Genomic DNA, 24,329 nt, shown 5'->3' on the forward strand with positions numbered 1-24,329 from the left:
CATGAATATCATTGTTCAGGTAGTTAATGGCAAATGGCAAGCATCGTATGGCGACAGAACATGGCCTTGTACCATCGGTAAAAATGGTACTGTTCCTGCCAAAGAAAAAGTCGAGGGTGATGGAAAAACACCAATAGGAAGCTGGAATTTAACCAAAGTTCTATATCGTGCAGACCGTATATCGCTGGAACAAAGAAAAGCTATTCGTAAGGCGGTTGAAATTGCCCCTCTTTGCCAAAGAGACGGGTGGTGTGATGAGCCCGAAGATCCCTATTACAACAAAGCCGTCATTGTTCCCTATACATCCAGCCATGAAATCCTGTGGAAAGAGCAAGAAAACACCTATGATCTGATCGGCCTACTAAGCCACAATTCAGACCCTGTCATTCCAGGTCAGGGATCAGCAATATTTCTCCATGTCGCCAAACCGGGGCTGACACCGACAGAAGGCTGCGTTGCTCTTGAACTCAATAACCTCTTAGAGTTACTTTCCCTTATAGAAAGTGAATCAAAGATTGAAGTAATTGGATAAAATTTTCTTGAATATCGGATGTTTTTTATCAAATTGTCCCCATATTGAAGAGCGAGATTAAGAACTTAAGAAAGCCCGAAACATGAAAAAGACTCTTTCTTATATAGCCATAAGCCTTTTACTGGCAGGGTGTGCCACCGCTGGCTATGACAGTCTTCGTTCAACCTATTATTCATTGGGATATACAAAAGGGGATGCTTTGTTAGCGGCGAGTGGCCAAGCAATCAAAGTAAATGTTGTCTCTAAAAAAGAGAACGAAGCCCTCGAGCAAAATGTTTCAGTGGGCCTGAATAAATATGGCCCCAAATGGCTTGATGCAAAGTATGCTCCCGCCTCTTCCACAGAAATCAAAAGCCCTTATCAAATGAAATGGGCTTTTAATGTGCCAGAAAGTGGCAATGCAATTTCAATTTGTCGCAAAGACTATAATTCAAATGCGAAAAATTTTTCCACCGAAAATACAAGCGTAGTTCTTGCCGCTTTTTGTCTAAATAGCAAAACCTTAACAAGCCTAAGAGCACGGGTTTATTCTGCACCAAATACAGAAGAATTTTCTAAAACCATCGGACTTATCGGCAGAAAATTATTAACAACGACAAATCCCGAAAGATTTGATGACTGTACAAATTTCGATGATTGCAGCTAGCCTAAGTTAGAATAATCGCGCGTACCAAAAATACCTGATCCGACTCTGACATGGGTTGCGCCGAAACGAACAGCCAAATCAAAATCACTACTCATACCCATTGATAGATTTGGTAAACCGTTTTCCTTTGCAAGCTTAGACAAGAAGGAAAAGTGTAGTGAAGGCTCTTCATCCACAGGTGGAATGCACATAAGCCCGGTAATTCGAAGATTTTGTTCATGGCAAAGGGCGATAAGGTCTTTTAAACCGCTCGGCAAAACACCTGCCTTTTGTGGTTCTTCACCTGTATTTACTTGAATATATAGTTCGGGACTTTTCCCTTGTTTTTTTATTTCTTTTGATAATGCGTTAACCAATTTTGGCCTATCTACAGTCTGAATGACATCAAAGGTCTCAACAGCTTCTTTTGCCTTATTCGTTTGTAAGGGGCCGATTAGATGAAGTTCAATTGCATCTCTTTTCGGTCCAATATCTTTGAATTTCTTTTGAGCTTCCTGGACTTTATTCTCACCAAAAACACGGTGACCAGCCTCATAAGCTGATAAAACATCTTCAACAGGTTTTGTCTTACTCACAGCAATCAAAGATACATTCTCGGAAGCCATCAAAGACTCCACCCGAGAAGACTCTATTTGATCTCTAATATTTTTGAGATTGTTGGCGATATCAACAGACATAATAAACAACGTGTTTTCAGTTAAGACAGAGTTCGAAGTTCTAAGTGACTCGAAATTACAAATATCCAAAACGCTTCATTTGTACTTTGTGATCTTTCTCGATGCGATAACGTTGTTTATCTGTCAGCACTTCCCGCCATCCACCAGCTTTACCAGAACGGAAGAATTTTTCGCTTTTATGAGATCTTTCAATAAAACCCCTCTCAGCTTCTAGGGCCTGTAACTGCTTAAACGAAGAGAATTCAACAGCACGCTTTATACGTTCTTGGTCCTTCGTGATACCAAGTTTTTTTGCAAACCCACCCAAAACAGTGTGGGGATCTGCCAACATATCCTCATATTTAAGAACTATAAGGTTTTTATGTTTAACCTGCGTCCAAGATTTCACGTGATTGGACCAGCTATTGTATATTTCATAAACTAAGTTTTCATCAGCTTCGCTTCGTGCACCTGTCTTGCTCATCAATTCAATAGTTTCGTCGATTGAAACCCCAAAATGATCCGCACCAGATACAGCAACATCTCTTGGATCTCTGACTATATAGACAGCGGCAGCTGTAGAATGCATAGAACAGAGTGGCTTATTTAAAAACTCGCCTAAAAAATTATGTGTTTTTAGTAAAACAACCCTTTTATTAACCTCAACTGCCCTTTTTTGAGCTAATTCTCTAGCATCTGCTATATCTTGCTCACTTTGTTCATCCCAAGGCTTATCTTTTAAGAAAGGCTCATACCAAACACGATTGGCTTCACTTACACATACTTCGTTTGCACGGTCGGGAGATAACGGCTCTTTTGCATCCAAAATTAAGTTCGCCAAAAAAACACGAACCCACGTATTGCCTGATTTTGGATAAGAAGCAATCCAGAGTATGCCCGGCATCAATTGTCTCCATTCTAAAACTTTAAGACCGTCCAATACATATCTTGGACGCCAAATTAGGATATTTAAATGATTACCTAGCAGGACTAGAAAATACCTGCAAGCAGATCAAAAAAGCTTCTTGTTTTTTCATTATAATACCCAGAATCCCTATTTTAATTAAGGAATGAATTAATCAAGTTCTAACGATAAAAACTTAATATCCCTTCATTCTTCTAAAAATTCTCGACCCAAAGCATCCATTTTGTTGCATCAATGTCACACTAGTACTCAAAAACAACATTACATAAGATTCCAGTATTGCAGTTCTTTTTCAGCTAATGCTACAAAAGCACACGTTAATTGAAGGCTTAGTGCCTGACATATCTTTATTTGGAGATCGAATATAATGAAAAAAGTTCTGCTTGCTAGTTCAGCTCTTGTAGCTGGCGCAGCTTTCGCAGCACCAGCAATGGCTGCTGATGGCGAAATCGTTTGGTCCGCATGGACACAGTTTCACGTTTCTTCTACTGGTGTAGATAGTGATTCAGCTGGCGTTGGTGGTGACACTAACAAAGGTGTTGATTTCAACACTAACTCTGAAATCGCTCTTGATTACTCAGCAACTGCTGACAATGGTCTGACTTATGGTCTGCACATTGAGCTAGAAGCTGACCAAAACACATCTAACAATTCAGATGAAAACCACATCTTCCTAGAAGGTGATTTCGGTCGCGTTGAACTTGGTGATCAAGATTCAGCAGCAGATCGCTTGATGGTTTCTGGTTCTTCTGTTGGATTCCAGTTTGGTATGTACGGTAACTACACTGGTTCAGTATTATACAACACAGGTTATACTGGAAGTGGTGCAGGCGCTCGTACAGCAGCTGACCTTAACGACTCATCTGATGATACCAAAATCACTTATTTCACACCAACATTCAACGGCTTCAAAGCTGGTGTTTCTTTCGCACCTGACTCAGATACAGGTAACTCTGTTTCTGGTAGTGGTACAGGTGTAGATAACCACTTTGATGCTGGTATCAATTATTCTGGTAACTTCAATGACTTTTCAATTGATGCTGGTCTAGTTGCAGCTACAGAAGAGCGCTCTGCAGCTGGTTCTGACGATGTTACTTACATCGGTGTCGGTGGTGGTCTGATGGTTGGTTACGCTGGTTTCAGCGCAGCTGTTGGTTACATTCACGATGATTTTGAAGACGCTGATGAAGTTGATACTATTGACGTAGGTCTAGCTTATACAACTGGTCCTTGGAGCGCTTCAATCGGTGCAGCTTGGTCCGAGCGTGATGTAGACAATGGTTCTGATATCGAATTCACAGCATATTCTGCTGGTGTTGGCTATCAAATCGCACCAGGTCTAAGTACTTGGGTTGCTGGTACTGTCGGCGAGTACGAAAACTTTGCTGAAGACTTCACTAACGTACAAGCTGGTGTAGCTGTATCATTCTAATTGATACCTACTACATAGTTTATAAAGACAGGTCGGTTCGGTTTCGAACCGACCTTTCTTTTTGCTGTACTTCTGCATGAAGATTAGGTTAAGTATTCTCAGATTGAGTATAATCCGGGAAGAAGCATGACCAACCTCACCTCTTTTGTTCGTTTCGCTTTTATTACGCTACTCTCTATATTCCTTCTCGCTTGCGAGGGTGGTAAAGAGTCAGATCTTATCTATGATAACCCTTCAGATGAAAGGTATGCCAAATACGGCGGGTCAATTCTTGGCGGTGAAGGGGGCGTTAACCTTTTAGATCTGGGAAATAATAAACCCCAGGACGGTGGTGCTGGCGTTGGCGTAAATTCTTTTCTTTGGCGTGCCTCGCTCGATACCATCGCTTTTATGCCCCTCACCTCTGCTGATCCTTTTGGCGGCGTAATTATCACGGACTGGTACAGCCCCAATGAAACCAAGCCAGAGCGCTTTAAAGTTAATGTCTTTATTCTTGGTCGCGATCTTCGCGCCGATGGTGTTCGTGCCTCCGTTTTCAAACAACAACGCGATGTGACCGGCAGCTGGATAGACGCGAAAGTCGACCCTAAAACGGGAACAGAGTTGGAAGATGCAATTCTAACACGTGCTCGCCAGTTAAGAATTGCTTCAAGCGAGTAACTTCTTTACCCAATTTACATAAATTGGATGAAACCGTATCAAGGCCACAGAAACTGAACACCCTTCATCTGTGGCCTTTTAATCTTATTACCATGGGCTTTATGTATATATATAAGCCATTTTAGCTAAGTCAGAATATTATGAGCCGTTACAACGTCAAGGAAACCGAAACCAAGTGGCAAAAAGCCTGGGTTGAGAACAATTGCTTTTCTGTCGAAACAGATACAGAAAAACCCAAGTATTATGTCTTGGAAATGTTCCCCTATCCTTCTGGCCGGATCCACATGGGGCATGTTCGGAACTACACAATTGGCGATGTAATCTCTCGATATAAAAAAGCCAAAGGATTTAATGTTCTTCATCCCATGGGGTGGGACGCTTTTGGTCTTCCCGCAGAAAATGCCGCAATGGCCCGTGGAGTCCATCCTGGTAAGTGGACCTATGAAAATATTGCCGCCATGCGCGAACAGCTCAAATCTATGGGTCTTTCCATCGATTGGGATCGTGAAATAGCTACCTGCCATCCACAATATTACAAACACGAACAGAAAATGTTCCTGGACTTCCTAAAAGAGGGTCTGGTTGAGCGTAAGGAATCGTGGGTAAACTGGGACCCAGTGGACCAGACAGTGCTCGCCAATGAGCAGGTTATCGACGGTAAGGGATGGCGTTCTGGTGCAGAAGTAGAAAAGCGCAAATTGAGTCAGTGGTTTTTTAAAATTACCGACTTTGCTGATGAGCTTTTGGAAGGTCTGGAAACCCTAGATCGCTGGCCGGACAAAGTCCGTACTATGCAACACAACTGGATTGGCAAATCCGAAGGGGCACGCGTCTTTTTCAAGATCAAAGACTCTGATCAGGAAATTGAAGTTTACACCACACGCCCCGATACACTATTCGGCGCATCATTCTGCGCTATTTCTGCTAATCATCCACTAGCTGATCAGCTTTCAGTTGATAACGCTGATCTCAAAGCCTTTGTTGCCGAATGCAACAAGATGGGCACATCCGAAGAGGCGATAGAAAAGGCAGAGAAAAAAGGGTTTGATACAGGCTTAAAAGTCACTCATCCCTTGGATTCTTCTCTTGAGCTGCCTGTTTATGTCGCAAACTTTGTTCTTATGGATTATGGAACCGGCGCCGTATTTGGATGCCCTGCGCATGATCAACGTGATCTAGATTTTGCCCGAAAGTATGATTTAGACGTCACACCTGTTGTCCTACCAAAAGACAAAGATCCCAACACTTTCAACGTCGAGAACGAAGCTTATACTGGCGAAGGATCGCTATTTAATTCTCAGTTCCTTGATGGTTTAGATATTAATACTGGCAAGAAAACAGTCATTAATCATCTGGAAGAGCTGGGCCAAGGTAAAGGAACCACTCAGTTCCGCCTGAGAGATTGGGGTGTATCCCGTCAACGCTATTGGGGATGTCCTATTCCCATTATCTATTGTGAAGATTGCGGCGCTGTTCCTGAAAAGGAAGAAAATCTTCCTGTCGAGTTGCCCGAAGACGTAACCTTCGATAAGCCCGGTAACCCCATTGCACACCATCCAACATGGAAACACACAAAGTGCCCTTGTTGTGGCAAAGCTGCTGTAAGAGAAACAGATACCTTTGATACCTTTATGGAATCATCTTGGTATTTTGCACGTTTCTGTAGTCCGAGAGATGACAACGCCTTTGATCGCAAGGATGTCGATTATTGGCTCCCTGTTGATCAATATATCGGCGGTATTGAACACGCCGTACTTCATCTTCTCTATTCAAGATTCTTCACTCGCGGTCTTGAAAAGTGTGGATACCTTACTGCGAAAGAGCCTTTTAAAGGTCTTTTCACCCAAGGTATGATTTGCCATGAAACCTATCAAAACGATAAGGGTGAATGGCTTTCTCCGGAAGAAATAGAAAAAAATGATACCGGAGATTTTATTACTCTAGATGGTGGCACAGTAAACGTCGGTCCATCTATCAAGATGAGTAAATCAAAGAAAAATACCATCGATCCTGCCGATATTATTGGAAGCTATGGTTCTGATACAGCAAGATTTTTTATGCTTTCAGATAGCCCCCCAGATCGTGACATGGAATGGACAGAATCCGGAATTGATGGGTCATGGCGCTTTACCCAACGTATGTGGCGTCTGATCACAACAGAGTTGAATAATCTTCCAAATGTTACCACAGAAAAACCAGCCACATTCAATGATCAGGCTCTTGAACTGAGAAGAACAGTTCATAAATCCATCGCGGCTATAAGCGAAAACATTGAAAGCTTCCGCTTTAATGCTGCGGTCGCAAAAATATACGAATTAACCAATAGTATAGGTCAATTCAAAGCGACTAAAGATGATGATTTCTGGGCATTACGTGAAGCTTTTGAAATACTCGTTCGTCTTGTTTCTCCTATGATGCCCCATATCTCCGAAGAGCTATGGAATCAACTTGGTCATAACGATCTTATCGTCAGTGTTTCTTGGCCCGTTGCTGATGAAAGTTTAACCGTAGATGAAACTGTAAAGCTTCCTGTTCAGGTTAACGGTAAAGTGCGTGCAACAATTTCATTGTTGCTTGAAGCAACAGAAGATGAAATTAAGCAAGCTGCACTAGCCGAGGCAGGGGTACAAAGAGCAATTGATGGTAAAGATATTCGTAAAGTTATTATCGTCAAAAACCGTATTGTAAATATTGTTGTATAATCTGCTTTTAAGGCTTTGATAATGTCCATATTTGCCAAAAGATTCTGTCTATTAATTACCTTTATACTCGGTCTTTTCGGCCTGTCAGCCTGTGGATTTCAACCCGTCTATAAAAAGAACACTGAAACAGGATATTCTTCGAATCAAGCCTTGCAGACGATAAGAATAAGCCCACTTCCCGATCGCCCAGGGCAAATTCTTCACAACATGCTGCGGGACAGAATGAACCCACTTGGACAACCAAGAAAACCACTTTATGTCTTGAAAGCAATTATTGAAGAAACTGAAAAAGACTTAGCTGTTCGTCTCGATAATACGGCTTCAAGAACAAATTTAACTATAGCAGTCAAATATTCACTCGTTAGTCTAGCTAGTAATAATATCGTTTTTTCTTCCATAGCACGATCAACCAACAGTTTTGACAAGCTGGATGATCCCTACGCTAACCTTGTCGCAGAGGACACTGCCCGTAGCCGTGTTTTACGGCAGGTAGCCGATGATATGGCTTTACAGCTCGGGACTTACTTCAATAAGTTACAGTAAGTGCTTTGCGTCGTTTTCTGAATAAGGCTCTGAGTAAGTGAAAATACCTGCTGCCAAAGCTGATAGTTTTTCCAAGTCTCCCGACAGTAGTATAAAAGCCATCTTGGTTTATGGACCTGATGAAGGATTGATTCTAGAACGAAGCCAAAACTTACTGCACACTGTCGTCGATGATGCTCAAGATCCTTTTCGTGTAGTCAACCTTGATAGCGATGTTCTGAAAAAAGAACCTTCATTGATTAGAGATGAAGCAGCGGCCATATCCATGATGGCTGGCAGGCGCGTTATACGAATACGATCCGCCAGTGATGCGTTAGCTCAAACTTTTTCAGATTATTTTTCTGATCCCGTTGGCGATGCCCTCATCATCCTAGAGGGAGGTGATTTACCAGGTAGATCCAAACTTAGAAAAATTTTCGAAGCGGAAAATATAGCGGCAGCGATTGCCTGTTACAAAGATGATGAAAAAAGCCTTCCTGGTCTAATTCGCCAAACTATTGAAAATGAAGGATTTTCTCTTTCAAACGACGCTCTCGGCTTCCTCGTTGCAAATCTTGGTACTGATCGACGATTAACGCGCCGAGAATTACAAAAATTGTGTCTGTATAAAGGTATAAATTCCTCACCCATTTCTCTCGAAGACGCACAAGCCTGCATTGGTGACACCGCGACATTAACCCTAGACGATTTAGCAATTGCCGTCGGAACAGGAAATATACAAAAACTTGAAAAGACTTTGGTAAGAGCGCACCAAGAAAATCAAAACGCGATAACTATTCTAAGAGCGGTCACCCGACATTTCCAGAGATTGCATTTAACAGCCGGTTTAGTCGCCCAAGGTATCCCTATGGATAAAGCTGTCTCAACACTACGACCACCTTTATTCTGGAAAGTTGCTGATCCTTTTAAAGCGCAAGCAAGAAAATGGTCCCCAACGGCATTGGCCAAGACACTCAGTATGCTTTTAGATACGGAAGCCAACTGTAAAAAAACAGGGGCCCCGGCAGAAACACTTTGTGCAAGAACACTACTAGAAATAACAGCGAACGCCCCTACCCGCCGGCGTTCTTAAATAGCACATAGAGGGTTATGACTCGGAAGATTGGGTTAATCGGTGCAGAACATTATCAAGCTGCTCCAAGGTATCGTAAGCGATTTTAAGCGCACCACCCTGCCCATGGAAATCGATACTAACTTTTAAGCCCAACATATTTGACAGATCGCGCTCTAACGCAAGAGTATCTGCATCCTTTTGCGAGCCTGAACTTGGTTTAATCTTTGACGTAGAAATTGGCTTTTTAACCTGAACCTGACCTTCATCAGGCTCACTAAGCTCTTTTTTCATCGCTTTAGCCAAGCGTTCCGTTTCCCGAACAGAAAGACCTTTTGAAGAAATTTCCTGAGCAAGTTCAACGGCGTCTTCAGCGCCAACAAGTGCACGAGCATGACCGGCACTCAAATCACCTTTTTCGACGAGATTCTGTACTTCTTCCGGAAGGGAAAGTAAACGAAGTATATTTGCAATATGGCTGCGACTTTTCCCGATAATTTTGGCAACATCGTCTTGTTTATGGCCAAATTCATCCATAAGACGACGGTAACTAGTTGCTTCTTCGATCGGCGTTAGATCCTGACGCTGAACATTTTCAATTATTGCAACTTGGAGAACTTCAGCATCATTCAGTTCACGTATTACAACGGGAATTTCATGTAACTGTGCCCGTTGAGAAGCCCGCCAACGACGTTCCCCCGCCACAATTTCATATTCTGATGAGAGCTCAGGATGACGACGTACCAAAATAGGCTGCAGCAAGCCTGATTGTTCAATAGAATCAGCAAGCGTCGCAAGCGCTTCTTCTTCAAAATGACGGCGGGGCTGTTTAGCATTGGGATGGATATGCTCTATCGGAACTTGCTTTGTAGAACGCACTTTATCCAAAGACGCATAGTCTTCTGTCTCATCCCCAAAAAGAGCAGCAAGACCGCGGCCTAAATTTTTCCGTTTATCCTGAGCTTCAGCCACCAAACGACCCTTTCAACTAAGCCTGTTTATATTTAATTAGGTTAATTTTATTTGGGTTATGACCCGTTTAATTATTATGCAACAGCCGGTTCGGTAATACGAACCTGTTCGTTCCGAAGAATTTCACCAGCCAACTTGATATAAGCCTGAGAGCCTGCACAAGCAACATCGTATAAAAGGACAGGCTTACCATGTGAAGGTGCCTCTGACACTCTGACATTACGCGGTATAACCGTATTGAACACCTTATCACCCAAGAAGGCCCGCACATCAGCAGCAACCATCTCACAAAGGTTGTTCCTTCTGTCATACATCGTAAGAACAACACCCTGAATTTGAAGACGACGATTAAGCCCGCGCTTCACACGATCAATTGTGCGAAGAAGGTGAGATAACCCTTCTAAGGCATAAAACTCTGTTTGTAGAGGCACAAGAACAGCATCAGAAGCAACCAGAGCATTCAAGGTCAGCAGACCAAGTGCAGGTGGACAATCTATCAGGATATAATCAAACTGATCTAGAAGCGGGCCAATAGCATTCACCAATTTAAATTCACGTTCTTTCAGATTCACAAGCTCCAGCTCAGCACCTGAAAGTTCCACACCAGAAGAAATAACATGCATCCGGGGAACATCTGTTGATCTAACAGCACGCGTGATAGGTAAACCTTCGATCATAACCTGGTAAATGCTTTGTTGCCGGGCATCAGGTTCTACACCTAATCCAGTACTAGCATTCCCCTGAGGATCAAGATCAATAATCAGAACCTTTTTCTTACAGGCGGCTAAAGCTGTTGCCAGGTTAACGGTTGTTGTTGTTTTACCAACCCCACCCTTCTGATTTGCAATAGACCAAACCTTAGCTTCACGTTTCTTTTTACTTGAAATTGAATCCATATCTTGTACTGACACGATCAATCCCCCCAAGTTATAGAAGTTTGAGGTTCAATATTGCTGCATCATCATCAGACAAAGAATTGTACCTCGACACCTTCATAGTCCACTTTTTCTCTGCTTCGGTCAATTCCTCATCTACATTTCGCCCCTTTAAAAGCAAAAATTCAGGATCTTTTTTTCCTTTTGAAGCATTTAAAAAGGACTGAGAGAAATCTAAAATTTTAGAAAGTGGTGCAAAAGCGCGTGCTGTAAAAACATCAACAGCAAAGGGTTCAACCTTTTCAATACGACTATTATGAACAATTAACCCTGCATCTGTTTCACGTGAAACTTCACGCAAGAACATTGATTTCTTAAGATCAGATTCCATCGCATGAACTTCCCCTGCTCCCAGTATAGCAAGAACAAGAGCTGGAAAACCTGCGCCACTTCCAAAATCAACAATTGTTTTTTTATGCTCTGTCTCAGAAAGATATTTAATAAGTTGAGCAGAATCTAAAAAATGGCGGATCCATAAATCAGGTAAGGTGTTTTTACTCACCAAATTGATTGCTTTATTCCATTTAATCAAAAGATCCGCATAGCATTGTAATTTATCCTCTGTTTCACGTGAAACAGAAATATGCTTTTTAAAAACTTCAATTCCAGTTTGATCAGGCAACATTATTTTTATCTAATCTTCTTACATATCTTAAAAGTGCAACCAGTGCAGCAGGTGTAACACCCGAGATACGCGACGCCGCGCCTAACGTATCAGGTTTTGATTGATTAAGTTTCTGAATAATCTCATTAGACAGGCTTGGAACAGACGCGTAATCAAAATTTTCTGGTAGCTTTAAACCTTCATCTTTCTTAAAAGCTCTGATATCAGCATCTTGGCGATCAATGTAACCTGCATAGCTAGCATCTATCTCTAGTTGCTCTACGATAATCGGATCAAATTGTGAAAGGTCAGGCCATACTTTAGTTAGAACCTCTATCGTAACTTCAGGGTAACGAAGTAAGTCAAAAATAGACCTTCTTTGCCCATCTCTATTCACATTGATATCAAAGGCAATCAACTCATTAGGTGTCGCAGAATGTTCCTTTGCAAAAGCTCTTGCTTTTGAAATCGCAGACATCTTCTCATTAAATACAGAAGCTCTGTCTTCTTTAATACACCCAATATCAAGCCCTATAGGTGTTAAACGTTGATCAGCATTATCCGCTCGAAGTTTCAAACGATATTCTGCACGACTGGTAAACATCCTGTAAGGCTCTGTAACCCCCAAAGTTACAAGGTCATCAATCATAACCCCCATATAGGCATCCGCACGATCCAGTACAAAATCTCTATCAGACCCTTGAGACTTCAATGCAGCATTTACACCAGCAATAAGACCTTGTGCCCCCGCCTCTTCATAACCAGTTGTCCCATTGATTTGACCCGCAAAGTAAAGCCCATGAACTTTCAATGTTTCCAATGTCGGACGTAATTCACGCGGATCAACATAGTCATATTCAATCGCATAGCCATGTTGAAGTATTTTTGCTTCCTCTAGACCAGGAATAGTTTTTAAAAAATCTTCCTGTACGTCTTCTGGAAGAGATGTAGATATGCCATTTGGATAGACATTTACATCGTCCAAGCCTTCTGGCTCTAGAAAAATTTGATGGCGATCTTTCTCTTTAAATCGGACAACTTTATCTTCTATAGAAGGACAATATCGCGGACCTTTACTTTCGATTTGGCCTGAATACATTGGAGACTGGTCAATATTATTAGCAATAATATCGTGAGTATCAATATTGGTATAGGTTATATGACATGGAACCTGTTTTTGGGTAATTTCCTTTGTCATATAGGAAAATGGTTCAGGCGGTATATCCCCTGGCTGAACAACCAAGTTACTATAATCAATTGTGCGTGTATCAAGTCGTGCTGGCGTGCCGGTTTTTAAACGTCCCAGCTCAAAACCAAACCGAGATAGAGTTTTGGATAAACCTATAGCTGGTTGATCCCCTACCCGACCAGCGGGAATTTTCTTTTTACCAAGATGAATTAATCCGTTTAAAAAAGTTCCTGTCGTCAAAACAACACCAGAAGAAAAGATCTTTTCCCCCGTATCAGTAATGACACCGCAACAAATGTCATTTTCATCCAGAATAAGATCTTCAACGGGAGCTTCAAGAATTGTCAGATTTTCCTGATCATCCAAGAGTTCCTGAATAGCTTCTTTATATAATCTGCGATCAGCTTGAGCTCTCGGTCCGCGTACTGCTGGACCTTTACTTCTATTTAAGACACGAAACTGAATGCCACCTCGATCAATGGCTTTACCCATTAACCCATCAAGCGCATCAATTTCTCTTACTAGATGCCCTTTGCCAAGACCGCCTATCGCAGGGTTACAAGACATAACACCGATAGTCGATTTTTTATGGGTTACAAGAAGTGTAGCAACACCCATTCTGGCAGAAGCTGCAGCAGCTTCCGTTCCAGCGTGACCGCCCCCAACAACAATAACATCATAGTTTTTCATAGCTGATCGCTTTGCTATATTTTTCGAATTTAAAAAATATTTAGAACTAAGTTAAAGGCTATTTACCCAAAGCGTCTTTAATCTTTTGATCCGTATTATATTGGCTCAATGCGTAAACAGACCAAATTGCTGCCACAGGCCAACCAATTAAAGTGATCTGTAAAATGAGACAAATGATTCCAGCAAAGGGTCTTCCAATTGTGAAAAATTGTAACCATGGAATAAGCAAAGCCAATAATAAACGCATTATCTTCCCTCTTAATAAGATTCTTCAAACTTTTCGGTGAATTTGTCATAAGTGAGTTCACTGAAGTGAATTTACCCTCAACTTAATTTTCAGCCATATTCATAACTACTATATGGTCTGTTTCACGTGAAACATCGTTCACAAAACGCTTTACCTATGTAAGCTAAATTAGTTTATTTTCCAATGCAAAAATCACAGAAAATAACATCTAATAACTCTTCCACGTCAACTTTCCCGGTAATTCGTCCTAGATAGCGTGTCGAAAGGCGTAAATCTTCAGCACAAAGTTCTGGTAAATCAGTCTCAAGAGATCTACCTAATGAAACTAAACATTCAAGCAAAGCTGACCTATGCCGCTGTCTCGTAATACCGGATGAACTTCCAGACTGTCCCATATTAGAAACAACCCATGAATTAAGCTTTTCTAATAAGGTATCTAAACCATCGTTAGATTTAGTCGATATTTTAGTTATATCAAATCCAGAAACAGACGAAGGGATAGATTGATCCGCTTGATGTATGTCGCATTTGTTGAGTGCAACAAAACTATTATCACTATTCAATAATTTTAAAGTTTCAGTATCAAAATTATCTCTATCGGCGATATCAAAAACAGCCAGACATAGATCAGCGGATTCAGCGTTCTGTTTGGCTCTTCTTATCCCTTCGAGCTCAATTCCATCTGTCGTATTTTCTTCTATTTCTCTCAGACCAGCCGTATCCGAAACAATAACGGGATAACCAGATAGATCCAAATGTACCTCTATTATATCTCTCGTTGTCCCGGCAACATCAGAAACAATAGCGACTTCCCGTCGTGCCAAAGCATTCAGCAATGAAGATTTGCCAGCATTTGGGGGTCCAACAATTGCTATCTTAATCCCATTCCGTAAGCGCTCACCGCGATGACTATCAGCCAGATGATGTTTAATATCTTCTATAAGCTGCTCTATATTGTGTTTTACTTGAGCTGAAATTCCTTCTTCCAGCTCTTCATCTGGGAAATCAATTTCAGCTTCCAAATAGGCAAGCATCCGGACCAGACGATCACGCCATCCTTCCACCAGCTTAGAAAGTTCCCCATCCATTTGACGAATGGCTTGTTTTCTTTGAGCTTCAGTCTCTGCTGCGATGAGATCAGACAGTCCCTCTACTTCAGTTAAGTCGAGTTTGTCATTATCAAATGCGCGACGTGTAAATTCACCGGCTTCAGCTGGACGAAAATCAGGTAATTTTGCCAAAGCTTCGATCGTGCCATCAACTACGGCACGACCACCATGAAGGTGTAGCTCGACAACATCTTCCCCCGTAAAACTACTGGGACCAGGAAACCAAAGAGCTAAACACCGATCCAGTTCAGCTTTATCTTCCGGATCAAACAATTTTATAAGAGCAGCAACACGAGGTTCAGGAAAAGAAGATGACATCTTTTCTAAAACAAGTTTGGCTGTGCTACCCGATATTCTAATCACAGCAACACCCGCCTGTCCCGGCGCAGTTGATAAGGCAAAAATTGTTTCGGAAGCCATCTTGTCTAAACCAATAAGAGTTTCATGCTCAATCGTAGGGAATTGCACATTAGCCGCAGACAATCAGCAGGTCAAAACCCTTTATAACATAGCAGAACTGCAGAAGTTCTATGATCCCGAAAGTATAATTATTAAGAAGGTAAAGAAGGAGAGCTACTTAGATGTTTTTTTTGAGCCATCTTGTGAAAATTGAGACCAAAACATCTTTTGCATTTGATCAAACCCTTGCATTGAAGCTGGCATCCAGGTTTTCATTAACGTTTCAGGGTCACTTGCTTGGATAGTCTCAAGCATTTTTTTTCTAACTTCTTCTATTGCTTCTTTTTGAAGTTCAGAAACATCGGGAAGACCCAAAAACTGCCGCGCTTCTTCTGGAGTACAATCTATATCAAAAGTGATTTTCATGGTTATTTCCCGCAATTTAATAAAGCTGTTTCAAATACCATACCTTAGTTACAGGAAAATAATTAGAAATTTTTAGATCAGCTTTTGTTTCACGGGAAACATTACTTAAACGAAATAATTTTACTTCCAGTTTTTACTCAGACTAGTCAAAGGTTCCTTGGAAAATATCCAACGCACAAGTTTACGCATTACATTGAGCATTGGTGTATAAATCATCCAAACTGTAACCATAATGGCCAAGAAGACGCCTCCGATAGCAACGTCACCGAACCAGTGCCCTCCCCCGACCAGTCTAGGGCTGGCATTAATCAGGGCAAAAACGCTCACAAGAAGTCCATAGGAAATTCCAAAATATCGCCACATGAATATAACAGATATAAAAGAAATAGCAGCATGATCACTGGGAAAGGATTTTCTTGTTCCTGTTTTAACCTCTATCCAAGAAACAAGATCATTTATATTTATAAACGGAGTAAGAACCTGTGACGGACTTTGATGGTAATAAAGCTCGAACCCCCGGGAAATTATTATCATTGTTAGTACAACGGCAATAACTAAAAGAAAAATTCTGGCAAGACGTTCTTGAAAAGAATTTTCCCTATTCAATAAAACATACCAAAGGCAAAGAGAAGCTAGGAATAAACCACTTAAATTATCAAATATTTTGCTATTAGTGAACGCCCAATAGTTGTTCCAGATCGTCCGACCATCTTGCAAAGAACCATTTAAAAAGAAAAAAATATGTTCGTCCCAAGGGGTTTTAAAACCACTATCAATAAAAAAATATATAACCAGTCCAACAATCATATTCCAAAGAATTAACTTCTTGAAGTTCCATAATGACAGATTTTGATCAGAGTTATTCACTATTAAGCCCTTAATTCTTTTTACTGCGGGTATTCCTTACCCAACAACATCAAATTTGCTGTTATAATATCTTGAACCGACAAAAAGAGTTATCGTGTATCACACGTTTTCCTAATCTTATTACAAGCATCTGACAACCGGGAACTTCTATGTATCATTTAACCTTTACCTCGCCACAAGGCTATTTGGATGTTGCAGAAGAAGATAACAAAATTGTCCGTCTGCAATGGATTAATGATAAAAAACTTTATGAACAAAGCCCTACACCCTTGCTTCTAAAATGTAAAAAACAACTAGAGCAATACTTTGCAGGAAAAAGAAATAACTTTGATGACATTCCGTTAGCTCCTCAAGGAACAAGTTTTCAAAAAAATGTATGGAATGCCTTATATAAAATTCCTTATGGAAAAGTGAAAACCTATGGGGATATAGCCCATGAAGTTGAATCAGTTGCTCGGGCTGTGGGCGGTGCCTGCGGCGCAAACCCTATTCCTATCATTATTCCCTGTCATCGGGTCATCGCAGGAAACCAAGTTCTTGGTGGGTTTTCCGGGGGTGAAGGTGGAAAATCAAAAAAAGAACTCTTATTTCTCGAAGGTTATAAAGTTTTTGAAGAAAATCAGCCAAGTCTTCCCGGGCTTTAAATAATGTTTAAATATTCCAGAAAACAGTCCTTTAATAATAACAAATACAGGTGAGCTATGAATAAGGGTATTAAGTTTTATGAATATGGTGGACCAGAAGTCCTCCATTATGAAGACATTGAAATTGGTAAGCCTGGCAAAGGCGAAATAAGGTTAAAACAAACAGCTATCGGTCTTAACTTTATTGATGTCTATCACAGGACAGGCCTCTATCCTCAACCGTCGCTTCCTTCGGGTATAGGGTTAGAGGCCGCTGGTATAATCGAAGATATTGGCCCAGGTGTAACAGACCTACATGTGGGAGACAGGGTCGCCTATGGCACTGGGCCAATAGGCTCTTATGCGGAACACAGAATAATTCCTGCAGATAAAGTTATTCTTATACCTGAGAGAATTTCTGATGAAGAAGCTGCCTCGGTCATGTTACAAGGAATGACAGCTGAATATTTAATAAGACGCACCTATTGTGTCCAATCAGGCGATTTTGTGCTTTTTCACGCCGCTGCTGGTGGCGTTGGATCGCTTGCCATTCAATGGCTCAATTCTTTGGGCGCAACCGTAATTGGTACTGTCGGATCTGAAGAAAAAGCAGAAATAGCCAAAGCAAAAGGCTGTCATCACACCATTAATTATAAGACTGAAAACTTTGTCGACCGGGTTAAAGATATTACGAATGGCAAAGGTGTAAACGTTGTTTATGATTCTGTTGGCAAAGACACTTTTGAGGGATCCCTAGACTGTTTAAAGGTTCGTGGCACCATGGTAACCTTTGGGAATGCATCTGGCCCCGTCCCTGCTATAGAACCACTTATTCTTAATGCAAAGGGTGGAATTTATCTTACGCGTCCGAGTTTGGCACATTATTGCGGAACTCATGATGACATGGCGGCCTCAGCAAATGCTTTATTTCAGGCAATTTCTTCTGGTGCAATCCAGATTGATGTCAACCAAAGCTATGCGTTGTACGACGCCCGCAAGGCCCATGAAGATCTAGAAGCAAGAAAAACAACAGGATCTACTATTCTTGTTCCAGAACACTAGGATAACATTGAAACCTAGCAGAAATAAAAAAGGGCTGCCAATTTTTCTGGCAGCCCTTTTTCTTGTTCACAAATCAACTATTGATTCATTGAATCAAAGAATTCGTCATTATTTTTGGATGTTTTTAGCTTATCTACTAAGAACTCAACAGAATCTGTCACACCCATTGGTGTAAGAATACGGCGAAGAACCCACATTTTACTAAGGGTTGCTTTATCAACCAGTAACTCTTCCTTACGCGTACCGGATTTACTGATATCAATCGCAGGATAGGTACGTTTATCAGAAAGTTTGCGGTCCAGTACGATTTCAGAGTTACCTGTACCTTTAAACTCTTCAAAGATCACTTCGTCCATACGGCTACCAGTATCAATAAGAGCTGTAGAGATGATCGTCAGGCTGCCGCCTTCTTCGATGTTACGTGCAGCACCAAAGAAGCGTTTAGGTCGCTGTAGCGCGTTCGCATCGACACCACCGGTCAAAACTTTACCAGAACTAGGAACAACAGTGTTGTAAGCACGGGCAAGACGCGTAATAGAATCAAGAAGGATGACAACATCTTTTTTATGTTCAACAAGACGTTTTGCTTTTTCCAGAACCATTTCAGTTACCTGAACGTGGCGATGAGCTGGTTCATCAAATGTAGAGCTAACCACTTCACCTTTCACAGAACGGGCCATATCTGTGACTTCTTCTGGGCGTTCATCAATAAGAAGAACAATCAGGAAAACTTCAGGGTGGTTTGCCACGATCGACTGCGCAATATTCTGCATCAAGACGGTTTTACCCGTTCTTGGTGGAGCTACGATCAATGCACGCTGACCTTTACCCAATGGGGTCACTAGGTCAATCACGCGGGTCGTCATATCTTTTTTTGTTGGATCATCAAGCTCAAGCTTGAGTTTTTCATCCGGATAAAGCGGTGTCAGATTATCAAAATTAATCCTGTGACGCGAAGATTCCGGCTGATCAAAATTAATTTGATTAACTTTTAAAAGCGCAAAATAACGTTCGCCATCTTTGGGCGCACGAATTTGCCCTTCGACAGTATCACCCGTTCTTAAACCAAAACGTCTTACTTGGCTTGGGCTGACATAAATATCATCAGGTCCTGCCAGATAATTTGATTCTGGTGCACGGAGAAAACCAAACCCATCTTGTAAAATTTCCAAAACACCCGAGCCAAAAATAGGCACATCGTTCTCAGCCATTTGTTTGAGGATGGCGAACATCATGTCCTGCTTACGCAGGGTGCTGGCGTTCTCTACTTCAAGTTCCTCTGCAAGCTTTAGAAGCTCTGCGGGACTTTTTACTTTGAGATCTTGTAAGTTCATATGATGGAAAAGTTTGGTTCAGTTAAAAATGAACGAGATGATAAGGATGCAACATACAAGTTAAGATTTATAAAAGGCTTCGTCATTATTTCGACGATCCCCAAAGACTTAATTTCCTGCTGCAATGTAAATCGGAATAACGGGCTGTTGATGTTGGCCCACGTTTGCTAGCGGGGTGAATTATAGTACCTCAAAAAGGAAGTCAAGTAAAAGAATTCTCTGTAAAACTTAAATATGGGCTCAAAATGGCTTAACAACAGCAAAAATCACGATCAAAATCATTAAAATTGTCGGAATTTCATTAGCATAACGATAAAAGCGTTCACTGCGAGTATTTTTATCAGCTTGAAAGGCTTTCATCCACTTCCCAGCAATTTCATGAAAAATGGTCAAGGCAATCAATAGCGTGAATTTGCCATGAAACCACCCATCAGTATGAGCTTCAATATTTAAAACCAGCAATATACCAAAAAGCCAACTGGCCATCATTGCAGGGTTCATTATGAAGCGAAATAATTTTTGCTCCATAATTTTAAAAATCTCTGACCGTTCAGAACCAACAGGAACTTGGGTATGATACACAAAAATGCGTGGAAGATAGAGCAAACCTGCCATCCAGGAGATAACTGACATAATATGAAGAGCTTTTATCCAAAGATAACCCTCACCTAAAAATCCACCCATACTTCAGATATTTCCTATTTAAAATCAGCCCCTGACGAGCGTTAACATTTTTTCGACGTTCTCGATTGGTGTTTGCGGCACAATGCCATGACCAAGATTAAAAATAAAGGGTCCACCGCTAAGATCGCTCATAATGGTTTCTATAGATCTTTCCAGTATTTCACCACCGGCTACAAGGACGAGCGGATCTAGATTTCCTTGTACAGTTACGTGAGATTGAATGTTATCTCTGGCCCAAGAAGTCGATAAAGTTGTGTCCAGTCCTAAGGCATCAGCACCGCTTTCTTTTGCAAAAACGGGATAATTATTTCCTACACCCTTTGGAAAGAGAATAACTGGAACGTTTGGATAAACTGATTTGATTCCAGCGATAATCTGTTTACAAGGTTCCAAACACCAACGTCGTAAAGCAAATTCTGGCCATACACCTGCCCAGGAATCAAAAATTTGTACGGTTTCAGCACCGCTTTCAATTTGTTTGATTAGATATCTGGTTGTTGCTTCCACTACCAAGTTGATTATTCGATCAAATTCTTCTGGTTTTGAATAAGCCCAGGTTTTTGCTTTCGCATAATCTTTGGAAGATCCACCCTCGATCATATAACTGGCGACTGTCCAAGGAGCTCCGGCAAAGCCAATTAAGGTTGTTTCTTTTGGAAGTTCTTCTTTCAAACGGCCAAGGGTTTCATACATTGGTGCTAAGACTTCATGAAGTTTGTCCATATTAAGCTTTGATAGATCTTCAATGGAATCTAGAGGTTCTAGTTTTGGTCCTACACCCTCTTCAAACCACACTTTTTGGCCTAATGCATGGGGAATCACTAAGATATCACTAAACATGATTGATGCATCAAACCCAAACCTTCGAATGGGTTGGAGTGTTACCTCTACTGCAAGATCGGGTGTGTAACAAAGATCTAGAAAACCGTTCGCTGATGCTCTTGTTTTTCTGTATTCAGGTAAAAAACGGCCCGCTTGTCTCATTAGCCAGATAGGTGTGCGTTCAGTTTTTTTGCCCTTAAGAGCGCGTATCATGAGTTTGTTTTCGGTTTTCACGGTCTCTTTGAACCTCGCGTTAGAAGTTATCTCTATTAATATACTAAATAATAGTAATTATTTGTTGTTGTTGTAGATCCCTGTGAATCACGAGGATTAGTCAGTTATTCATAACTTGTCCTCAAGCTTCAAGTCTTCAATTTAAATTTTTCGTTATTTCTGTGTGTTTTGTGAATTTCATCGTGGATTGAAAATAGGGACTCGTTAACGAATCTCGGAGTCCTATTTTTTCCTTAATAACCTTAATTATGGGGATAACTTTTTTATATTTCGGAGTCCTTTTACAAGTTTTGCACAGATGTGAGTATTGCAGCGAATTGTCGCATAAGACGAGGGAGTGGCTTGGGGACAGCGTGTGTAAAAAAGGGGGATGTGGACAAATAGCTATAGTTATCCACAAAGTTTTACGCACTACCCCCAACTTTGTTCACACCTGAGGGCATGACCCGGACGTCATCTTTATAAAAAATAATAAGTTACTGTTTTTTCTTTGGTTTAATATTCCAAATGAGCTGAATAAAACCGAGTAAAAATAAGTTTCTTTGAAGAAAATGTGAAAATAGATTGCTTTCCAGGCCAGACAGGTTTCGTGTTTTGTACTTAATGTGTATGTATGAAACACAACAATATGCTCAAAAGCCGAAAGGCGAGACCGAGAGTTCGGAAATAGATATGTCGCAGACCCATTTACACCTTGTTTCTGATTCCACAGGTGAAACAATCAATTCTGTTGCCCGTGCCTGTATGGTGCAGTTTAAAGTGGAAGAACCTATTGAACATGTTTGGAGTTTGATACGAACCAAAGTTCAAATGGAAAAAGTTCTGCTTCAGATCCGACAAAAACCTGGCCCGGTTCTTTTTACAGTCGTTAATCAAGAGCTTAGAGAAATTTTAATCCGGGAATGTCGGCGGTTGGGATTGCCTTCTATTCCAGTTCTTGATCCGGTTATTCATGCACTTGCGAGTTATTTCAATTTGGAAATGTCAGGTAAACCTGGACTGCAACACACATTGGATTCTGAGTACTTCAATCGAATTGAAGCGATGAACTTTGCTTTGAACCATGATGATGGGCAATTACCGCAGAATTTGAATGATGCCGAGATTGTATTGCTGGGGGTTTCTAGAACGTCAAAAACGCCAACGTGTATTTACTTGGCCAATAGGGGTTATAAAGCAGCGAATGTCCCTATTGTTCCAGGTTGCCCTTTACCGAAAGAGCTGGAAACGCTTACTAATCCTTTGGTTGTGGGATTGACAAAAGACCCGGCAAGTCTGATGCAGATCCGTCGAAGTCGTTTGAAAATGATCTCAAATGAAGAAGAAACTGACTATGTTCACCTAGAATCTATTAAAGAGGAGGTGAAAATGGCACGTAAGTTCTGTAACGAGCATCGTTGGCCCATTATTGATGTGACGCGCAGGTCTATCGAAGAAACGGCGGCAACAATTATCAAACACTATCATCGCCATATGGGAATTGCCGATGAATAGGGTTATAAACCAAGAAAACTTAGATCAGACCCCAGTCATTCTGGCCTCAGCAAGTAAAGCACGGGGGCTTCTTTTAAAAAATGCAGGGGTGTCCCTTTCTGGTTTATTACCCGCTGCAATTGATGAGGATGAAGTTAAACAATCCTTGAAATCCGAGGGTGCAACAGCATTACAAGTTGCGGAAACTCTTGCTGAGCTTAAAGCGCGTAAAGTTTCTATGACAAATCCTAATTCTTTTGTCATAGGCGCAGACCAGATGTTGAATTGTAACGGGGTCTGGTTTGATAAACCGACAGATCTGGATCATGCTGTAGCACATCTAAAGGCTTTATCCGGGAAAACGCATCAGTTGGAATGTTCGGTTTGTGTGGTCAAAAATGGCGAGAGGCTGTGGCACCACAATGAAACGGCTTCTCTGACCATGCGTGTTTTAGATAATGACTTTATCATGTCGTATTTAAATGCACTGGGGGATGAGGCCCTTTCTTCTGTTGGTGCCTATCAACTAGAAGGTATTGGCGCGCAACTTTTCCATAGGATTCAAGGGGATTATTTTACAATTCTGGGGCTTCCGCTTCTCCCTCTTCTCACATTTTTGCGATATAACAGGATTCTGGCTTAGATGATTCTTTCAGGCAAAGCCCGCTTAGCCGGGGTAATTGGATGGCCGATATCCCATTCAAAATCACCGCGATTACATGGATATTGGTTGCAAGCACTGGGAATAGATGGCGCTTATCTTCCCCTTGCTATTGAACCTGAAAACTTTGAAACCGCTTTGAAGGGATTGATGTATTCCGGGTTTGGCGGGGTGAATGTCACAGTCCCGCACAAAGAAGCTGCGTTAGCAGTCTGCGATGAAGTTGATCCGCTTGCGAAACGAATTGGAGCTGTGAATACGATTGTTTTCAAAGATGGACGTTCTTATGGGTCTAACACCGACGCGTTTGGGTTTATAGAAAACTTGAAACAAAGTGCTGAAAACTTTGCTTTTTCTACAGCAAAAACAGTTGTTTTAGGTGCTGGCGGTGCATCCCGTGGCGTGATCGTTGCTCTACAGGATGCCGGAGTGAAAAATATCATCCTTGTGAACCGGACAAAAGAACGTGCTGAAGTTCTTGCTGCTGATTTATCATCAGGTGCTGATGGCATGATTACGGTTGCTGATTGGGAAAATCGCAATGATATCCTTAACGGCTGTGATTTATTGGTAAACACGACGAGTCTTGGTATGGCAGGTCAACCGCTTTTGGAATTATCACTGGATAAATTACCAAAATCCTGTGTGGTTACCGATATTGTTTATGCGCCTTTGATCACCCCTCTTCTTGGTATGGCCGAGAAAAGAGGCAATAAGATTGTGGATGGTCTCGGTATGTTATTACACCAAGCAAGACCGGGTTTTGCGGCCTGGTTTGGCGTAAAACCAGAGGTAACAGAGGATCTGCGCAAGTTTGTTCTGGAGGGATAGTATCAGGCTGTTGTTCGTGT

At 41.4% G+C, this 24,329-nt stretch carries 25 protein-coding genes; 12 read left to right on the forward strand and 13 right to left on the reverse strand.

The features are described from left to right. Position 1 precedes the first annotated feature (1 nt). Complete coding sequence (locus tag ACN0W5_RS00350) at positions 2-532, forward strand: L,D-transpeptidase family protein (RefSeq protein ID WP_417452306.1); 531 nt, start codon at positions 2-4, stop codon at positions 530-532. An 82-nt stretch (positions 533-614) separates the two neighbouring features. Further along, positions 615-1,178 (forward strand): hypothetical protein, encoded by a 564-nt coding sequence (locus ACN0W5_RS00355; RefSeq protein WP_417452307.1) that lies wholly within the window; start codon positions 615-617, stop codon positions 1,176-1,178. Here the strand turns inward: ACN0W5_RS00355 and ACN0W5_RS00360 are convergent. Continuing rightward, positions 1,175-1,855 carry a YggS family pyridoxal phosphate-dependent enzyme gene (locus tag ACN0W5_RS00360; RefSeq protein WP_417452308.1) on the reverse strand — a complete coding sequence of 227 codons (681 nt, stop codon included), beginning with the start codon at positions 1,853-1,855 and terminating at the stop codon, positions 1,175-1,177. The two genes, ACN0W5_RS00355 and ACN0W5_RS00360, sit on opposite strands and share 4 nt — an antisense overlap. A 55-nt stretch (positions 1,856-1,910) precedes the next feature. Next, positions 1,911-2,738 carry a sulfotransferase domain-containing protein gene (locus ACN0W5_RS00365; RefSeq protein WP_417452309.1) on the reverse strand — a complete coding sequence of 276 codons (828 nt, stop codon included), beginning with the start codon at positions 2,736-2,738 and terminating at the stop codon, positions 1,911-1,913. A 388-nt stretch (positions 2,739-3,126) separates the two neighbouring features. Between ACN0W5_RS00365 and ACN0W5_RS00370 the strand changes: the two genes are divergently transcribed. The 5 genes from ACN0W5_RS00370 to holA all read left to right on the forward strand — a co-directional run bounded on the left by ACN0W5_RS00370 (position 3,127) and on the right by holA (position 9,168). Continuing rightward, positions 3,127-4,191 carry a porin gene (locus ACN0W5_RS00370; protein ID WP_417452310.1) on the forward strand — a complete coding sequence of 355 codons (1,065 nt, stop codon included), beginning with the start codon at positions 3,127-3,129 and terminating at the stop codon, positions 4,189-4,191. 126 nt (positions 4,192-4,317) lie between these two features. Then, positions 4,318-4,851, forward strand: coding sequence for a DUF3576 domain-containing protein (locus ACN0W5_RS00375; RefSeq protein WP_417452311.1), 534 nt, complete (start codon positions 4,318-4,320; stop codon positions 4,849-4,851). A gap of 140 nt (positions 4,852-4,991) precedes the next feature. Further along, the gene (gene leuS, locus ACN0W5_RS00380) at positions 4,992-7,553 is read left to right on the forward strand and encodes a leucine--tRNA ligase (RefSeq protein WP_417452312.1); all 2,562 of its coding nucleotides are present in this window, start codon (positions 4,992-4,994) and stop codon (positions 7,551-7,553) included. A 21-nt stretch (positions 7,554-7,574) separates the two neighbouring features. Further along, positions 7,575-8,096: an LPS assembly lipoprotein LptE gene (lptE, locus tag ACN0W5_RS00385; protein ID WP_417452313.1), complete on the forward strand. Its 522-nt coding sequence runs from the start codon at positions 7,575-7,577 to the stop codon at positions 8,094-8,096. A gap of 37 nt (positions 8,097-8,133) precedes the next feature. Further along, positions 8,134-9,168, forward strand: a complete 1,035-nt coding sequence (gene holA / locus ACN0W5_RS00390) for a DNA polymerase III subunit delta (protein ID WP_417452314.1) — start codon at positions 8,134-8,136, stop codon at positions 9,166-9,168. Between the two features lie 15 nt (positions 9,169-9,183). Here holA and ACN0W5_RS00395 read toward each other — a convergent pair whose 3' ends face one another. The 8 genes from ACN0W5_RS00395 to ACN0W5_RS00430 form a co-directional block, all read right to left on the reverse strand. Further along, a complete protein-coding gene (locus tag ACN0W5_RS00395; protein WP_417430879.1) occupies positions 9,184-10,119 on the reverse strand; it encodes a ParB/RepB/Spo0J family partition protein in 936 nt (311 codons plus the stop codon). A gap of 74 nt (positions 10,120-10,193) precedes the next feature. Next, positions 10,194-11,015, reverse strand: a complete 822-nt coding sequence (locus tag ACN0W5_RS00400) for a ParA family protein (RefSeq protein WP_299380977.1) — start codon at positions 11,013-11,015, stop codon at positions 10,194-10,196. A gap of 31 nt (positions 11,016-11,046) precedes the next feature. Next, the gene (gene rsmG / locus ACN0W5_RS00405; protein WP_417452315.1) at positions 11,047-11,679 is read right to left on the reverse strand and encodes a 16S rRNA (guanine(527)-N(7))-methyltransferase RsmG; all 633 of its coding nucleotides are present in this window, start codon (positions 11,677-11,679) and stop codon (positions 11,047-11,049) included. Then, complete coding sequence (gene mnmG / locus ACN0W5_RS00410; RefSeq protein ID WP_417452316.1) at positions 11,669-13,537, reverse strand: tRNA uridine-5-carboxymethylaminomethyl(34) synthesis enzyme MnmG; 1,869 nt, start codon at positions 13,535-13,537, stop codon at positions 11,669-11,671. The genes rsmG and mnmG overlap by 11 nt, the downstream gene beginning before the upstream one ends. 58 nt (positions 13,538-13,595) lie before the next feature. Then, positions 13,596-13,784 carry a YqaE/Pmp3 family membrane protein gene (locus ACN0W5_RS00415; protein WP_085901560.1) on the reverse strand — a complete coding sequence of 63 codons (189 nt, stop codon included), beginning with the start codon at positions 13,782-13,784 and terminating at the stop codon, positions 13,596-13,598. A gap of 173 nt (positions 13,785-13,957) precedes the next feature. Then, the gene (mnmE, locus tag ACN0W5_RS00420; protein ID WP_417452317.1) at positions 13,958-15,313 is read right to left on the reverse strand and encodes a tRNA uridine-5-carboxymethylaminomethyl(34) synthesis GTPase MnmE; all 1,356 of its coding nucleotides are present in this window, start codon (positions 15,311-15,313) and stop codon (positions 13,958-13,960) included. A 153-nt stretch (positions 15,314-15,466) separates the two neighbouring features. Then, positions 15,467-15,718: a DUF6489 family protein gene (locus ACN0W5_RS00425; protein ID WP_417452318.1), complete on the reverse strand. Its 252-nt coding sequence runs from the start codon at positions 15,716-15,718 to the stop codon at positions 15,467-15,469. 120 nt (positions 15,719-15,838) lie between these two features. Continuing rightward, positions 15,839-16,585: a phosphatase PAP2 family protein gene (locus tag ACN0W5_RS00430; RefSeq protein ID WP_417452319.1), complete on the reverse strand. Its 747-nt coding sequence runs from the start codon at positions 16,583-16,585 to the stop codon at positions 15,839-15,841. 149 nt (positions 16,586-16,734) lie between these two features. On the opposite strand from ACN0W5_RS00430, the gene ACN0W5_RS00435 reads away from it, so the two are divergent. Together ACN0W5_RS00435 and ACN0W5_RS00440 are read left to right on the forward strand one after the other, a co-directional pair. Next, entirely contained in the window at positions 16,735-17,229 is a 495-nt protein-coding gene (locus tag ACN0W5_RS00435; protein ID WP_417452320.1) for a methylated-DNA--[protein]-cysteine S-methyltransferase, read from the forward strand. Positions 17,230-17,286: 57 nt separating this feature from the next. After that, positions 17,287-18,270: a quinone oxidoreductase family protein gene (locus ACN0W5_RS00440; RefSeq protein WP_417452321.1), complete on the forward strand. Its 984-nt coding sequence runs from the start codon at positions 17,287-17,289 to the stop codon at positions 18,268-18,270. A 77-nt stretch (positions 18,271-18,347) separates the two neighbouring features. On the opposite strand, the gene rho is transcribed toward ACN0W5_RS00440, so the two are convergent. From rho to hemE, 3 genes are all read right to left on the reverse strand, one after another. After that, positions 18,348-19,604, reverse strand: coding sequence for a transcription termination factor Rho (gene rho, locus ACN0W5_RS00445; RefSeq protein WP_417452322.1), 1,257 nt, complete (start codon positions 19,602-19,604; stop codon positions 18,348-18,350). A 240-nt stretch (positions 19,605-19,844) separates the two neighbouring features. Next, positions 19,845-20,288, reverse strand: a complete 444-nt coding sequence (gene hemJ / locus ACN0W5_RS00450) for a protoporphyrinogen oxidase HemJ (RefSeq protein ID WP_417452323.1) — start codon at positions 20,286-20,288, stop codon at positions 19,845-19,847. Positions 20,289-20,312: 24 nt separating this feature from the next. Further along, a complete protein-coding gene (gene hemE, locus ACN0W5_RS00455) occupies positions 20,313-21,344 on the reverse strand; it encodes a uroporphyrinogen decarboxylase (protein WP_417452324.1) in 1,032 nt (343 codons plus the stop codon). A gap of 672 nt (positions 21,345-22,016) precedes the next feature. On the opposite strand from hemE, the gene ACN0W5_RS00460 reads away from it, so the two are divergent. From ACN0W5_RS00460 to ACN0W5_RS00470, 3 genes are read left to right on the forward strand one after another with little or no spacing between them, the layout of a single operon-like run. Then, positions 22,017-22,838: a pyruvate, water dikinase regulatory protein gene (locus ACN0W5_RS00460; protein ID WP_299372861.1), complete on the forward strand. Its 822-nt coding sequence runs from the start codon at positions 22,017-22,019 to the stop codon at positions 22,836-22,838. After that, positions 22,831-23,460 (forward strand): Maf family protein, encoded by a 630-nt coding sequence (locus tag ACN0W5_RS00465; protein WP_417452325.1) that lies wholly within the window; start codon positions 22,831-22,833, stop codon positions 23,458-23,460. The genes ACN0W5_RS00460 and ACN0W5_RS00465 overlap by 8 nt, the downstream gene beginning before the upstream one ends. Beyond that, on the forward strand, positions 23,461-24,309 hold the full coding sequence (locus ACN0W5_RS00470; protein ID WP_417452326.1) for a shikimate dehydrogenase: 849 nt from the start codon (positions 23,461-23,463) through the stop codon (positions 24,307-24,309). It abuts the gene before it with no gap. Positions 24,310-24,329: the final 20 nt, after the last annotated feature.

The organism is Kiloniella sp., from assembly GCF_048270245.1.
In the GTDB taxonomy this organism is placed as follows: domain Bacteria; phylum Pseudomonadota; class Alphaproteobacteria; order Kiloniellales; family Kiloniellaceae; genus Kiloniella.